Source organism: Flagellimonas halotolerans, assembly GCF_035818535.1.
Taxonomy (GTDB): domain Bacteria; phylum Bacteroidota; class Bacteroidia; order Flavobacteriales; family Flavobacteriaceae; genus Flagellimonas; species Flagellimonas halotolerans.
Map to the genome: position 1 here is coordinate 34,557 of NZ_JAYKYV010000011.1, position 15,218 is coordinate 49,774.

Consider the following 15,218-nt stretch of genomic DNA (forward strand, 5'->3'; position numbering starts at 1 on the left):
CTATAAAATGTTTTTTATTTCAATAAGGTCGTCAATCATTGTACATTCACCATGATTGGAATCCTTATGGAAATTGTAATGAAGCACCTGCATTCCCATTGCTTTGGCACCCAAAATATCCGCCTCTAGGTTATCCCCGACCATCAATGAATTTTGTGGTTCTACCTGTGCCATATCCAGTGCAAGCTCAAAAATATAGCGGTTTGGTTTCTTGACCCCCGCCATTTCAGAATCAATAATTTTCTGAAAATAATGATCGATCCCACTCCCTTTCAGTTTTTTTGATTGCACTTCTTGAAATCCGTTTGTAATAATGTGCAGTTTGTATCGTGGAAAAAGGTATTCCAAAATCTCCACGGTATTGGGCAACAAATGGGTAAAAGATGATAGGTGAGCGATATAATCGTTGGCCAACACATTGATTACCTCATCGGAAACATGCACGCGGAGCGCATCAAAAGTTCGTTTTAAGCGCTGGTAACGCAGTTCGGATTGACTAATTCCGTTCTCTCGGTACAATGCCCACATTTGCATATTGATAGGCGCATAGACCTCCAAAAAACCATCTAAATCCACCTTCACTTTATGGTCCGCCAATATCTTGGCAAACGTAAGGGCCGAGTTTTTCTCAAAGTCCCAAAGGGTGTGGTCCAAATCAAAAAAGATATCGGTTACTTCGTAATCAAACATAATAGCGTTTTAAAATAGATTGATAGAGTTCCATCCAATCCAAGTGTTGCTTCCCCCCCAAGAGTTCATTGGAAAAAACCAGAACAAAGTCACCCCTAACTTGTTTTACCAATCGGTACACTTTATCCATTTTATCAAAAACCTCGTCCTTTTTCTTATACTTGACCAGGGCATAGTCGTGCATGGCAAAGGGATGTATTTTTATCGGTTGCCTTACCTCGGTGTTAATATCATAAAAATAAAAAGGTGTACAGGTACCTGCCCTAAACCCGATTTCGTGCGTGTATCCCATAGAAAAATCATCCGTGAACTCGGTCTCTACCAAGTTCCTGTATGTAGCTGGAACATTCACTTTGTTATATCGAAGCCTGGCATAACTTATGGGTCTGTTGATCAGGTTTCCCAATTGCTTTTTTTCTTCCCGAAGTACATTTTTGTCCGATGTGGATACAAATGATGTGCTCAGTGAAACAATGCTATAATCTGCCACGGACTTGATCAAATAACGAAACTTGTTGTTGTTGGTGGATACATTTTTATCGTGGGCCGAATGCTTGGCAAACTGAAAAAAGAACATGGTCTTTATCGGGAATTTTTTATGGATGTCCACCAACTCAAAGAAATTATCGTAAGGGTCTTTTTTTAGCCTCAACAGGACAGAGAATCGCTCCCAAACATCCCTGAACCTAAAATTACCCAGATCCAACAAAAAGCCACCGAGAGTACGTGAAATTCCGCGCATGGCATAGGCGTGCGACGTAGTGACGTTAATAATAGAAGTGAAGCCGTAACTCTTTTCCTTGGTCTCCAAATCCGGGAAACGTTCTTTTAAAGCCTCTAATAGTTTGTAGGCCCAGAGATCAACCACAGGTAGTTCCAAAAAGTTATTTTGATAAGCTATGCTTTCCTTCACCGGAAACCGGCCCACACTATCCTTGACATGGGGCAAATATTCCTCATACCTGCTCAAAAGGAAAAAACTGGCCGAAAAAATATCATAGGGAATGGTACTCTTCTCTCCTGAATAAAAAAAACAGGGAATACCGTCCCAATCCGAAACCTTTATCTCCAAATCATTGATTCCCTGTTCGAACAAAAGGTCATTGCTCCTCACAAAAAACTCGTTCTGCAAGGGCTGTTTGGAATAAGTCATCTTGGGCCCATTATGCTTTATAAAGTCTTCGACCTTTGTGGTAAACCCCATCTCCACCCCCAAGATTTTTTCAAAAATTTGCTTGGCGGTATACGTTAATCGGTTGGTCACCTTATGGGTAAAAATCAATAACATAGGCAAAATGGGCTATAGAATTCCTTTGTCCGCAAAACTTACATATTGATTTCTGGCCAAAATCAAATGATCCAATATTTTTATATCCAAAATTTCGGAGGCTGTTTTCAGTTTTTTGGTTATCTGCTTATCGGCTATGCTTGGCTTCAAAGTTCCTGATGGATGGTTGTGGGCGAGAATAATCGCCACAGCTCCAAGTTCCAATGCCTGTCTCAAAACCAATCTAACATCCACCAGGGTTCCCGTGATGCCCCCTTTGCTCAACTGGGCTTTGTGCACAACCTTGTTGGAGTTGTTTAAATACACAATCCAAAACTCCTCGTGCGGAAGCTCCCCAATTAAAGGGTAAAGCAGTTCATAAGCGTCATGACTACTCTGTATTTTAATTATTTTGGAAGTATTCTCTAAGCGTCTTCTCCTACCCACTTCCAATGCAGCTGCAATGCTCACGGCTTTGGCCTCTCCAATCCCTTTGAATCGCATCAATTGGTTTACCGAGAGTTTGCCCAATTCATTCAAATTATGGTCCACGGAGGCCAAAATCCTTTTGGAAAGCTCCACGGCACTTTCGTTCCTGTTACCTGAACCGATCAAAATGGCAATTAGCTCGGCATCAGACAGTACAAAACTGCCTTTTTGCACCAGTTTTTCCCTTGGCTTGTCATCGTCTGCCCAATTTTTAATGGAAAAGGAAGCTAGTTTTTCTTGCATGGCCTAAAGATAGGAGAATAATTTTATGTAATTTCCATGATAAATCCTTCATCATGAAATCCCTTTTCAATACCGAGGCACATACCGAAATCTTGGCACGGGTCGACAAACTTTCAGATTCCTCCGAAGGTTTATGGGGCAAAATGAAGGTTGGTCAAATGCTACACCATTGCCAATATCCTTTAAAAATTTCTTTGGAACGGTATAATCCTCAAAACAAACCCAACCCCATACTGAAGCTTATGGGGAAGTTGTTCAAAAAAAGCCTTTACAACGATAAGCCTTGGCGACAGAATCTGCCAACCGCAAAAGGATTAATAGTGGTGGGGGACAAAAATTTTGACGAAGAAAAAAAGGTATTAGTTGGTTTGATCAACGATTTTCATCAGGAGAAAAATAGGAAAAAATGGGATCCCCACCCCGTTTTTGGTTCCTTTACCCATGAACAGTGGGGCCAGATGCAATACAAACATTTGGACCATCACTTGAGGCAATTTGGGGTTTAAGGATTATTGATAAGTAGCTATAGCTTCGTAGAACTCCACTTCGTCAACACCCATTTGTTGGCATATCCACTTGGCCCCTGCCAAATTGCTCAACTTTGTTGCACTTGAGGTTTCCAATAGCAGTTCTCCGTCGGGCGTATCCAAAAGGACTTCCCCATTCACTTCTTGATAATCCGGGGTTACATACGGCAGTTTTCTGATCGGGTTTTCCGATGCTTCTACGAGTTTCTTAACCACGACATCCTCATCATTATAAGTAATGCTTCCGCCCTTGACAATACTATCCACAAAAATGCGGTACTGCTCGGTGTAGTTTTCAAAATCCCCATAAGGCCCTTTACCATCCCATTCAATATCACTTAACAAAGCAATATTGGGTCGGTACAAGTGAAATTGAGGAGCATTATCCATTGCAGACAACGGAATATCACCCCCCTCGACCACAATAAAATCGTTTTGCTCGGTTAGGCGAATCCCATTCAAGGCCGACAATGCGTAGTCCACTTCAACATTATTATACTCCAATACATTTAAGATTATTGAGGCTACACCGGTTTTTCTCTGACTTCCAGCAATGACCACCCGCGTCTTGTATTTGGTCAGCTCGTACAGAAACTCGGCATAGGAATAAATTTTTAGACCCAATTCTTGGGCCTTTTCCAGTTCTGGATTATTGTTTTTTGCATTTGACCCCAGTACAACGGCTTCCAATTGTGGATGAATGTTACCGGGAAACCACCCCATATCATCTGGTAACAGTCCTTGCTCCTTCAACTTGGGCCTGAGCGATACTTCTATCGCTTCATCGCTACCAGTTACAACTTCTCCTTTTTTATGCAGAGCATGGGCCAAATTGAACATATTGACTTCGCCCAAACCTATAAAATGTACTCCCATTGATTTTAATTATCTGTCAAAAATAGCCAAAGCGGATACCATTCCAAACAAAGATGCTTCATATTAATTTCTATCTTGGCACTAAAATTTAAGTACAATGAACCTATCAGAGATCGAACCTAAGGAAATAATGCCCGGCTACCACGGAAAATTGGTGCACGGCGAACGCATGAGCTGGGTATTTTGGGATGTGGAAAAAGATGCAGAAGTACCCGAACACCAACACGATCACGAACAGATCATGCACGTGGTAGAAGGTGCTTTTGAGTTTACCTTGAATGGCGAAAAAGATACGTATGGACCGGGCGATGTAGTGATTATTCCATCCAACGCCCCGCATAGCGGAAAAGCATTGACAGCTTGTAAATTAATGGACATTTTTAGTCCCGTTCGAGAAGAATATAGGTAGCCATGAACATTTCACTCAAAGGAAAAAATGCCCTTGTGGGCGGAAGCAGCAAAGGTATCGGGGAAGCCATTGCAAGGCAATTGGCCAAAAGTGGAGCCAGTGTGACCCTAATGGCCCGTAGTGAAGAACTTATGCAGGCCATTGTGGGAGAAATGGATACAAGTCAAGGGCAAAAACACCAATATTTAGCAGTCGATTTTTCCAATTTTGAAACGTACAAATCCACTATTTCCACTTTTTTTGAACACAACACCATCGATATTTTGGTGAACAACACCCAAGGTCCCGAAGGTGGTGGGGCATTGGAAAAAAACGTTGAGGATTATCAGAAAGCTTTTGATCTTTTATTTAAATCAATAGTTTTTACCACAGAACTGGCCTTAAAGCACATGCAAAAAAACCAATGGGGCAGGATCATCAACATTGCCTCCATTTCTGTCAGAGAACCGTTAAATTATTTGGCATTGTCCAATACCATTCGAGCTGCTGTGGTTACATGGGCAAAAAGTCTGGCTTACGATGTGGCCAAAGATGGTATTACGGTAAACAGTACCTTAACTGGTTACTTCGACACGGACCGAATTGCCCAATTGAACGCCAAAAAAGCTGAAAAATTAGGAATTTCCCCAGATGAGGTGCGTGCCAACATGGAGGAACAGGTTCCTGTAAAACGGATAGGCAATCCTAAGGAGTATGGTTATTTAGTGGCATTTTTGGCTTCGGAACAAGCCGCTTTCATTACCGGAACCAATATTCCTATTGATGGAGGACTACTAAAATCTCTTTAAAAAACTGATTTATAATAAATTAAACCCCACAAAAACGATCAGATGTTCATTTTTTGAATACTTTTATTGAGTAACCAATAAAAATTCAACTCTATGAATTCAAAAGTTTTTTTGGTAGTCCGTATACTTTTGGGACTTTTTGTCCTAGTGTTCGGACTTAACAAGTTTTTAAACTTTCTACCTGCGGGTGGCGAAATGCCCGAAGCGGTCATGAACTATTTTGGTGCCCTGTCCTCCACTTACACCCTAAAATTAGTGGCCGTGGTCGAGGTATTGACCGGGCTTGCCCTGATCTTTAACAAGTATGGCGCCCTCATGGCGTTAATCTTGATGAGCGTTGCCGTAAACGCTTTTTTATTCCACATTACGCTCTCGCCAGATGGCCTTCCCCCTGCTCTTGCCCTCCTAATATTGAACATTGCTGTTCTGTATGGGTACAAGGATAGGTATAAGGAACTATTAAGGGCCTAAAACAAAAGACAGCTTTCTGTCAATTCGAGCGCAGTCGATAACCCATTGAACTCTGATAATCAATAGGTTTCGACTGCGTTCAACCTAACAAGACCCAAGTCCCAATACTTTTTAAACCATTTTCTTTTCATAAACTCATCCGCTCTTTAAAAATGTAGGATTGTCTGCGGGACACCTCCACTTCTTCTCCATTTTTTAGGGTAAGCTTTAATTTACCATTGAACCATGAAACTACATTTTCAATATAATTAGTGTTGACGATTTGCTGTCGATTGGCCCTAAAAAAAGAATCTTTGGGTAGCTTTTCTTCCACTTGATTGAGTGATTTGTACAGCATGGGTTTCTTGTTCTCAAAGTATACACGGGTGTAATTGCCCACAATTTCGAACAGGGATATATCTCCAATCTTTACCAGCCAACAGGATTCGCCATCCTTTATAAAAATTTGACTGTTCTCCGTCAGTTTATTATTCGTGGGTGTGTTTTCTTGCTTGGACACCATCTTGGCGCGAACCTTTTCCAAAGCCATATCAAAGCGTTTATTGCTCACGGGCTTTAGCAAATAATCCAAGGCATTGTACTCAAAGGATTTTATGGCATACTCATCGTAGGCCGTGGTAAAAACGGTAATTGGAACATCGTCCAGCATCTCCAAAAGGTCAAAACCATCCTTCTCGGGCATATTGATATCGAGGAACAAAAGGTCTGGGATTTCCGTTTCGATGAGTTCTGCTCCATCATCCACATTTCCAGCTTCACCTACCAGCTCCAAATCATCATGTAGTTTGATCAGCTCTTTTAATTCGTTACGTGCCAATCGGGAGTCTTCTACTATTACCGCTCTGATCTTCATACCAAGGGAATTTTGATTTGTGCCACTACCTCATCGGATATCTCCTCCAATTTAAAGGATGCGCGATCAGCATACAACAATTTCAATCGTTGTTCAATATTTTTCAACCCTAGCTGTGTGGAATCCTTGGAAATCTCCAATTTACCCGTATTTCTAACTTCAATGCGCAATTCGCCATCTTTCTTGGTAATTGCCAAAAATATCCTACCTCCATTTTTAAGGTTGGAAATACCATGCTTTACCGCATTTTCTATCAGCAATTGAATGATCATGGGGGGAATTCGTACATCGATCGTATCATCCTCCACCTGCTTTACAAACTCCAAGCGATCCTCAAACTGAATCTTGGATAGGTCTATATAGTTATCCACCACCTCCAATTCTTCACGAACGGGAATGTCGTTGATGTTGTTTTTGGTGAGTGAATATCGAATTATTTCGGAAAGTTTAGTCAGCATTTCCCTGGATTTATCCACATCTTCCAACATTAACCCACGAATATTGTTGAGGCTGTTGAACATAAAGTGTGGATTGATCTGCCCTTTTAACGTATTGAGTTGGGCTTGCTTCAAGCTTGTGTTCAACTCTAAACGCTCAATCCTATTTTGATTGAGCTTTAAGAGCAATTTGATGACCAAATAGGTGATTACCCAAGCTCCGACCAAGAAAACAGAGTTCAGTACCTGAACCATAATTTTGTCGTATCCCTCGAACATATGCAATTCGTTCTCGGTAAGGTCAGGGCCAAATTTTATGTAGATATATCCAAAAAATACATTCAACAAACCAAATAGCAAAGCTGCCAATAGGGTGGATATAATTATTTTGATGACTTCCTTGACACCAAAAGAATCGAAATGGACATTTCTTTTAAGGTACCATCTTAAAATAGAGGTTGAAAATACTCCAATAAAGATTCCGGCAACGATCGAGAATATGGTCATCTCAAAACTAATGCCCTGAGGAATCAAAATGGCTATGGAGTTAATAAAACCCCAACCAAGAAATTGAAGAACCCAAAATACAATATTCCTCTTTCGCGCGCTTAACTCCATTCCATCGAATCTGAACTGCCCAAATTTATATTAATCTCATGTTGTTAGACCTGATTTGCCTTATGCACCTAAGAGCTTTGGGTCTCTTTTCTTTTAAACGGATTGTAACACGGCTTTCTGTTGGGCAAAAAAGCAATCCACATCATAGTTAATCCCGAATAGAAAAAGGGAAAGTACTCCATATATTCCCATGTATTGAATTTTCCAAAAATTCCTATGGAAACGCCAAGAATACCCATGACGAAGACTACTTTTTGTTTAGTGTTCAGTTTTCTCATATTGATGAATTATGTAATCGCATTAGCGAGTTATAAAATAATGCTTACTAAAAGAGAGATAATCAACTTGGCTAGTGCTATCATGACTGTTAGGTTTTAGATTTTATTTCTGAAGCTAAAGTAATTGAAAGTTCTCATCTGTTGAATTGATGTATGACAAGTGGTAATTTTGATGCACCGAACGGCAAATCCAATTTATTTGCGCATAGAAACAACGCAACAACCTGATTATGAGTCTTATTTTATTTTTGGAGGGAATTTGGAAAACACTTTTTTCACTAGCTTCCTAAGTTTGTCTTCCCTAACACTAGGAGAAGCATTTTCCCGGAATCCGCTCTCGGCCACAGCCTGCCAAACAAGGGCATCCCTTTGCGCGTCTACCAAATCAAACTGAATGCTGCGCTGCATGTTGAAACTGCCCAAGGGCAATCCAACGGATATACCCCCACCTACATTTCTGCTACAGCCACCAATTCCTACACCTACATTATTATTTGGAGCACTCCTGTATTCATCGCTCATAATGTTGATCAAGAGTTCTGGTTCCTCGGCCAATCGGTAACCCCTTGTTTTTAAGGTTGAATCCATAGCACGTAGTAGCCGTTTTTCATCCAATTGGCTCAGCCCAGATTCCATGTCAGAATAATAATTGTATGTGGAGTAATTTGAAAAATCTACCGCCCTATCGTAGTCATAATTCACCTTAACGGAACCACAGGACATTAGTACCGAAACCAATATTATGGAAAGCAAATACCGCATGATGAGACTTTTGGGTTCTCCTAAATTTAATCAATATAATGATTGTAAAGGCAGAAGAAAATACTTTATTCGTTCAATAGCTTCCAAAGTCTATCCTTAAGCTGTTGTATTCCCAATCCGCTTACTGATGATATGAACATATATGGAACATCCTTAAAATCCTCTTTCATGTCCTCATCCATTTCATCAATAAGTTCCTGGTCCAGCATATCGCATTTGGAAATGGCCACCAATCTTTCCTTGTCCAACAATTCCGGATTGTACCTTCTAAGCTCATCCAAAAGTATGTTGTACTCCTGACTGATGTCCTTGCTATCCGCCGGAATTAAAAACAATAGCGTAGCATTACGTTCAATATGTCGCAAGAAGTAATGTCCCAGTCCCTTGCCTTCGGCAGCACCTTCAATAATCCCTGGAATATCGGCCATTACAAAACTTTGAAAGTCTCGATATTCCACAATGCCCAAGTTGGGTTTTAAGGTAGTAAACTCGTAATTGGCAATTTTAGGCTTTGCCGAAGTCATTACGGAGAGTAGGGTGGATTTTCCCGCATTGGGAAAGCCTACAAGACCAACATCGGCCAAAACCTTAAGCTCCAAGGTAAGATGTCCCTCTTGCCCCTTAATGCCGGGCTGGGCATACCTCGGGGTCTGATTGGTGGCACTTTTAAAATGCCAGTTCCCCAAACCGCCCATACCGCCTTCCAGTACAATTTTTTCTTCGCCGTCCTCGGTAATCTCAAAAAGTATCTCGTTGGTCTCGGTATCCCTTACCACGGTGCCCAAAGGCACTTCCAAATAAACATCCTCGCCATCGGCCCCAGTGCTACGGCTTTTGCTTCCGTGCTCGCCGTGGCCTGCTTTAAAATGCTTTTTAAACTTGAAATGGACCAGCGTCCACAGGTTTTTGTTCCCTTTGACTATAACATGACCTCCGCGACCACCATCACCACCATCGGGACCTCCTTTGGCCACATACTTTTCGCGACGTAAATGCGCAGACCCCTTACCTCCGTTTCCGGAAGAAATGTGCACCTTTACATAATCGACAAAATTTCCTTCGGTCATATTTTAATATAAAAAAGTCTTTGTTAGGAATCAATTACAAGGAGTCGATCACTTTGCTCAAACGCTCGGTAATCTCATCGATATCCCCAATCCCGTTTACAGAGTGGAATTTACCCTGCTTTTCGTAATATGCTTTTAAGGGAGCCGTTTTCTCATTGTATTCATCAAAACGGTTACGGATCTTGCTCTCGTCCTGATCATCGGAACGGCCGCTACTTTTGCCGCGCTCCAACAAGCGGGCTACCAAAACATCATCCTCAGCCTCAAGGGCGATGGTTGCATTTATTTTCATGTCCTTGGATTCCAAGAAATTGTCCAATGCTTCTGCCTGGGCAGCGGTTCGCGGAAATCCATCAAAAATAAAACCTGCCGCCTCTGGACTTTTCTCCACTTCGTCTTTTAGCATATCTATGGTTACTTCATCTGGCACCAAATCACCTTTATCAATATAAGATTTGGCCAAATTTCCAAGCTCGGTTCCGTTTTTAATGTTGTAACGGAACACATCTCCAGTAGAAATATGTTTCAAATTATACTTTTCCTTTAGGAACCCTGCTTGGGTACCTTTTCCTGCTCCTGGCTTTCCAAAAAGCACTAGGTTGATCATATCTGTTTGATTTAATTGGTAAACTTCTCTTAGATTTCGGCCCAGCTCGTTATAATCCAGCCCATACCCCACAATAAAATGGTCGGGGATCTCCAGACCCACATAATCTATGGCATATTCACCATTGTATACATCCGACTTATAAAATAGTGTGCCGATTTTAAACTCTTTCACATTGGTATTGGAGAATAGATGGACCAACTCTTTCAAGGTTCGGCCTGTATCCACAACATCTTCCAAAATAATGACGCTCTTTCCTTCAATTTCATCAGGAACATCCAAAAGGGTCTCTACAATACCTGTTGACGTTAAACCCTGATAAGAACTCAACCTTACAAAAGAAACCTCGCAGGGATACTGGTAAGCTTTAAGAAAATCTGCCACAAACATAAAGGCCCCATTGAGCACCCCTACGAACAAGGGTGTTTCATCCTTGTAATCGGCGGCAATTTCCTTGGCCATTTTAGCTATGGCCGCAAGGATTTCCTCTTCTTTTATATAGGGCTTAAAAAACTTATCGTGGAGCTTAATCAATGTTCTCAAGTTATGGTCAGGTTGGCAAAGATAATATTTTTAAAGCTGCTAAGCCCTCACATCTTTTATAGCCTCGTGGATTTCATGTATTTTTGCTGACATTCAATTTACAAATCAATGCAATTTTTCTCTTCCGACTTTAAATTAGGGGTTTTAGGTGGTGGACAATTGGGCAAAATGATGCTCTACGAAACCCGAAAATGGGACATACAAACCAAGGTGATGGATGCTTCGGCCGAAGCTCCTTGCAAAATAGCCTGCAACGAGTTTGTTCAAGGTAGTTTGATGGATTTTAATACCGTCTACAATTTTGGGAAGGATGTGAATGTCCTCACCATAGAGATTGAAAACGTAAATGTGGACGCCCTTGAAAAGTTGGAACACGAGGGAATCAAAGTCTATCCACCAACAAAAACCTTGAGGACCATTCAAAATAAAGCGGTCCAGAAATTGTTTTATACCGATCACGGTATCCCAACAGCTCCTTTTACACGGTTTGCCTATACCTCTGAAATTGAAGACAGCATTAGCAACGGAGGGCTTTCACTTCCTTTTGTTTGGAAGAGTGCCCAATTTGGGTACGACGGACAGGGTGTAAAGGTGGTCCGCAAGATGGAGGATCTTAAGGACCTGCCCAATGTGGAATGCATTGCCGAAAAAATGATCGATTTTAAAAATGAATTGGCCGTAGTGGTAGCCAGAAACACCAAAGGTGAGGTAAAAACCTATCCGGTGGTGGAGATGGAGTTTCACCCAGAGGCCAATCAAGTGGAATACGTAATCTGCCCTGCACGAATTGATGATGCCGTGGCCAAAAAGGCCCAAGAAGTTGCCTTAAAAGTTTCGGAGCATATAAAACACGTGGGATTGTTGGCCGTGGAAATGTTTCAGACCAAGGATGACCAAATTCTGGTGAACGAATCCGCCCCAAGACCACACAATAGCGGACATTACAGTATTGAAGCAGCATACACCAACCAGTTTGAGCAACATATCCGTGCCATTTTAGGGTTGCCACTTGGGAAAACGGACAGCAAAGTGGCCGGAATTATGGTTAATTTGGTAGGAGCCGAAGGCCATACTGGTGATGTGGTTTACGAGAACATCGAAGAAATATTGGGGATGGATGGGGTTACACCGCACATTTATGGTAAAAAACAAACCCGTCCATTTCGTAAAATGGGTCATGTAACCATTGTGGACGAGAATATGGCCAGAGCTCGGGAAGTAGCCCAACAGGTAAAAGAAACGATTAAAGTGATAAGCAAATAAGATATGAGCAAAGTAGCTGTAATTATGGGAAGCACAAGTGACCTTCCCGTTATGCAAGACGCCATCGATATATTGAAGGAATTGGGTGTTGCCGTGGATGTGGACATTGTGTCCGCCCACAGGACCCCAGAAAAACTCTTCAGCTTTAGTAAAAGTGCCCACACCAATGGCTATTCCGTAATTATTGCCGGGGCCGGTGGAGCAGCACATTTACCGGGAATGGTAGCATCGTTATCGCCCCTTCCTGTTATCGGAGTTCCGGTAAAAAGTAGCAATTCCATTGATGGTTGGGATTCCGTCCTGTCCATTTTACAAATGCCCGGTGGGGTTCCCGTGGCCACCGTAGCTTTAAACGGAGCAAAAAATGCCGGAATTCTTGCGGCACAGATTATCGGAAGCTCCAATAGTGATATTATGGACAACATTATTTCCTATAAAGAGGGACTTAAGGAAAAAGTAATCAAAGGTGCCGAAGAGGTAAAGAAAACATTCCAGTAGCAAACCTTGGTTGATTATGAACTATAATCAAATTGGCATATTATTGGGGATTTGTGCTATTGCTTTTCTGGGCATAACCCTAAAAAAAGTGAACAATCCCTATATAAGAGGTATTTGGAAAAGTGGTCTTTTGGTTTTCGTCCTATATGCAGCTCTTTTAATTTATGTTGAAATACGTTGGCAATTCATTTCAGATTATGTCAGCAAATATGATGTCAACGGAAATGGCTTCGTGGACCTGAACGAGTATTCTGATCAAGCCATTGGCGCCATGAATAAAATGACCAGTAGCGCCAAAGAAAAAAGCTATGCCGCCTTAACCATGGCTGCATTTTCCTCCATTATCGGTTTTGCCTATTTAGTGAGTGATTGGGCAGTAACCCATTTTAAAAACAAAGAACAGAAGTAACACATATGAACAATCCATTATTTGAAGTTTTTGACAAGGCTCCTTTTTCAAAAATAAAGAACGAACATTTTAAACCCGCTTTTCTTCAGGCCATCGAGGATACCAAAAAGGAAATCGACACTATTGTGAATAATCCAAAGCCGCCCACTTTTGAAAATACTTTGGAAGCCTTGGATTTTTCAGGTCAGCAATTGGACCGTATTTCCAGTATCTTTTTCAATTTGAATGCTGCGGAAACCAACGAGGAAATTCAGGAAATAGCTCAGGAAGTATCTCCCCTTTTGTCAGAGTTCAGCAATGACATCACTCTAAATGAAGGGCTTTTTGAGCGTATCAAAACTGTTTACGAGCAACGAGATTCGTTGGACCTCACCCAAGAGCAACAAACGCTTCTGGAAAAGAAATACAAGAATTTTAGTAGAAATGGTGCCAATCTTAAGGAAGAGAACAAAAAACGCCTTCGAGAAATAGATACAGAACTCTCCAAATTAAAACTCACATTTGGCGAGAATGTGTTGGCCGAGACTAACAAATATGAAATGTTGCTTACAGATGAAAAAGATGTGGAAGGGCTTCCCGATGGCACCAAAGAAGCAGCGGCCCAACTAGCTGAATCCAAAGAAAAGCAGGGCTGGTTGATTACCTTGGACTACCCTAGCTATATCCCGTTTATGAAATACGCCAAGAACCGGGAGTTGCGCAAGGAACTGTCCATGGCCTTTGGCAGCAAAGGATTTCATAATGATGAATTGGACAACCAAGAAAACGTAAAGCGCATTGCAAATCTTCGTCACGAAAGGGCAAATTTATTAGGCTATAAAACCCATGCACATTTTGTGCTAGAAGAACGTATGGCCGAGACCCCAGAAAAAGTGATGGCTTTTTTGAACGAACTTTTAGAGAAATCCAAACCAGCCGCCGAAAGGGAATTTGCCGAACTGGAAGCTTTTGCCAAGGAACTGGACAACATTGACCGTTTGGAAAAATGGGACAGTGCCTATTATTCCGAAAAATTGAAGCAAAAACTGTTCAATTTGGACGATGAAAAGCTGAAACCCTACTTTAAGCTGGAAAATGTAATCAACGGGGTGTTCCAAGTTGCGGAAAAACTTTTCGGGCTTACGTTCAAAGAAGTGGACAATGTGGACAAATACCACGAAGATGTAAAAACCTTTGAGGTTTACGAAAACGACAAATTCATCTCCTTGTTTTATGCCGACTTCCACCCCAGACCCGGAAAACGTGGTGGTGCATGGATGACCTCTTACAAACCACAATATACCTTGGGCGGAAAAAATAGTAGGCCGCATATTTCCAATGTCTGCAATTTCACCAAACCTACAAGTTCCAAACCATCCTTGCTCACCTTCAACGAAGTGACAACGCTTTTTCATGAATTTGGGCATGCCCTGCACGGCATGTTGGCCAATACCACCTACCCTAGCCTATCCGGAACTTCCGTATACTGGGACTTTGTGGAACTACCCAGCCAAGTAATGGAAAATTGGTGCTACGAAAAAGAAGCCTTGGAACTTTTTGCGCATCATTACGAAACAGGCGAATTGATTCCGATGGGGTTGGTAGAAAAAATAAAGGAGTCCGCCACCTTTCAAGAGGGTATGGCAACGGTTCGCCAGTTAAGCTTTGGACTGTTGGATATGGCTTGGCATGGTAAGGACCCATCAAGCATCAAAGATGTAAAAGCTTACGAAACGCAAGCCTTTGAAAGCACCAACTTGTTCCCAGAAACACCGGAAACCTGCATGAGCACATCTTTCGCTCACATTTTCCAAGGTGGCTATTCTTCTGGCTACTATAGTTATAAATGGGCCGAGGTATTGGATGCAGATGCCTTTGCCTTTTTCAAGGAAAATGGGATTTTCAGTAGAATGGTTGCCGACAAATTCAAAGAACATGTCCTATCCAAAGGTGGCACGGAAAACCCGATGGAACTATATAAGCGTTTTAGGGGAGCAGAACCTAATATTGACGCCTTGTTGAGGCGGGCAGGACTGGTAACTAAATAACAAGGGTTTTTTATACCAATTTGGAACCGCAACAAGAAAAGTGGTGGAAATTCACTATCTTTTTGAGTAAATTGTATTACCTGACCCATAAAGCTT

The 15,218-nt window shown here is 41.7% G+C and carries 17 protein-coding genes; 8 read left to right on the plus strand and 9 right to left on the minus strand.

Features of this window, described 5'->3' with window-relative positions; all coding sequences use genetic code 11:
* From VM932_RS12545 to radC, 3 genes are read right to left on the minus strand one after another with little or no spacing between them, the layout of a single operon-like run.
* Positions 1-690 carry a YjjG family noncanonical pyrimidine nucleotidase gene (locus VM932_RS12545; RefSeq protein WP_326279107.1) on the minus strand — a complete coding sequence of 230 codons (690 nt, stop codon included), beginning with the start codon at positions 688-690 and terminating at the stop codon, positions 1-3.
* Complete coding sequence (locus tag VM932_RS12550; protein ID WP_326279108.1) at positions 683-1,978, minus strand: polysaccharide deacetylase family protein; 1,296 nt, start codon at positions 1,976-1,978, stop codon at positions 683-685. The genes VM932_RS12545 and VM932_RS12550 overlap by 8 nt, the downstream gene beginning before the upstream one ends.
* Positions 1,979-1,990: 12 nt before the next feature.
* A complete protein-coding gene (gene radC / locus VM932_RS12555) occupies positions 1,991-2,689 on the minus strand; it encodes a RadC family protein (RefSeq protein WP_326279109.1) in 699 nt (232 codons plus the stop codon).
* 53 nt (positions 2,690-2,742) lie between these two features.
* Between radC and VM932_RS12560 the strand changes: the two genes are divergently transcribed.
* Positions 2,743-3,195, plus strand: a complete 453-nt coding sequence (locus VM932_RS12560; RefSeq protein WP_326279110.1) for a DUF1569 domain-containing protein — start codon at positions 2,743-2,745, stop codon at positions 3,193-3,195.
* Between the two features lie 3 nt (positions 3,196-3,198).
* On the opposite strand, the gene VM932_RS12565 is transcribed toward VM932_RS12560, so the two are convergent.
* A complete protein-coding gene (locus VM932_RS12565; RefSeq protein ID WP_326279111.1) occupies positions 3,199-4,092 on the minus strand; it encodes a Mur ligase domain-containing protein in 894 nt (297 codons plus the stop codon).
* Between the two features lie 97 nt (positions 4,093-4,189).
* Between VM932_RS12565 and VM932_RS12570 the strand changes: the two genes are divergently transcribed.
* The 3 genes from VM932_RS12570 (at position 4,190) to VM932_RS12580 (ending at position 5,760) form a co-directional block, all read left to right on the plus strand.
* Entirely contained in the window at positions 4,190-4,501 is a 312-nt protein-coding gene (locus tag VM932_RS12570; protein ID WP_326279112.1) for a cupin domain-containing protein, read from the plus strand.
* 2 nt (positions 4,502-4,503) lie between these two features.
* A complete protein-coding gene (locus VM932_RS12575; RefSeq protein ID WP_326279113.1) occupies positions 4,504-5,289 on the plus strand; it encodes an SDR family oxidoreductase in 786 nt (261 codons plus the stop codon).
* Between the two features lie 93 nt (positions 5,290-5,382).
* Positions 5,383-5,760, plus strand: coding sequence for a DoxX family membrane protein (locus VM932_RS12580; RefSeq protein WP_326279114.1), 378 nt, complete (start codon positions 5,383-5,385; stop codon positions 5,758-5,760).
* A 127-nt stretch (positions 5,761-5,887) separates the two neighbouring features.
* On the opposite strand, the gene VM932_RS12585 is transcribed toward VM932_RS12580, so the two are convergent.
* The 5 genes from VM932_RS12585 to VM932_RS12605 all read right to left on the minus strand — a co-directional run bounded on the left by VM932_RS12585 (position 5,888) and on the right by VM932_RS12605 (position 10,916).
* Positions 5,888-6,613, minus strand: coding sequence for a LytR/AlgR family response regulator transcription factor (locus tag VM932_RS12585; RefSeq protein ID WP_326279115.1), 726 nt, complete (start codon positions 6,611-6,613; stop codon positions 5,888-5,890).
* Complete coding sequence (locus VM932_RS12590; protein ID WP_326279116.1) at positions 6,610-7,668, minus strand: sensor histidine kinase; 1,059 nt, start codon at positions 7,666-7,668, stop codon at positions 6,610-6,612. The genes VM932_RS12585 and VM932_RS12590 overlap by 4 nt, the downstream gene beginning before the upstream one ends.
* A 515-nt stretch (positions 7,669-8,183) precedes the next feature.
* Entirely contained in the window at positions 8,184-8,708 is a 525-nt protein-coding gene (locus VM932_RS12595; RefSeq protein WP_326279117.1) for a DUF4136 domain-containing protein, read from the minus strand.
* 65 nt (positions 8,709-8,773) lie between these two features.
* Positions 8,774-9,775, minus strand: a complete 1,002-nt coding sequence (obgE, locus tag VM932_RS12600; RefSeq protein ID WP_293168818.1) for a GTPase ObgE — start codon at positions 9,773-9,775, stop codon at positions 8,774-8,776.
* Between the two features lie 34 nt (positions 9,776-9,809).
* On the minus strand, positions 9,810-10,916 hold the full coding sequence (locus tag VM932_RS12605; protein ID WP_326279166.1) for an adenylate kinase: 1,107 nt from the start codon (positions 10,914-10,916) through the stop codon (positions 9,810-9,812).
* Positions 10,917-11,033: 117 nt separating this feature from the next.
* Here VM932_RS12605 and VM932_RS12610 point away from each other — a divergent pair, with 117 nt between their 5' ends.
* Genes VM932_RS12610 through VM932_RS12625 form a run of 4 tightly spaced genes read left to right on the plus strand, consistent with a single transcriptional unit; the run spans position 11,034 to position 15,122 of the window.
* Entirely contained in the window at positions 11,034-12,188 is a 1,155-nt protein-coding gene (locus VM932_RS12610; protein ID WP_326279118.1) for a 5-(carboxyamino)imidazole ribonucleotide synthase, read from the plus strand.
* 3 nt (positions 12,189-12,191) lie between these two features.
* Positions 12,192-12,686 (plus strand): 5-(carboxyamino)imidazole ribonucleotide mutase, encoded by a 495-nt coding sequence (gene purE / locus VM932_RS12615; protein ID WP_326279119.1) that lies wholly within the window; start codon positions 12,192-12,194, stop codon positions 12,684-12,686.
* 16 nt (positions 12,687-12,702) lie between these two features.
* Positions 12,703-13,095 carry a hypothetical protein gene (locus VM932_RS12620; RefSeq protein WP_326279120.1) on the plus strand — a complete coding sequence of 131 codons (393 nt, stop codon included), beginning with the start codon at positions 12,703-12,705 and terminating at the stop codon, positions 13,093-13,095.
* 5 nt (positions 13,096-13,100) lie between these two features.
* Positions 13,101-15,122, plus strand: a complete 2,022-nt coding sequence (locus VM932_RS12625; protein WP_326279121.1) for a M3 family metallopeptidase — start codon at positions 13,101-13,103, stop codon at positions 15,120-15,122.
* Positions 15,123-15,218: the final 96 nt, after the last annotated feature.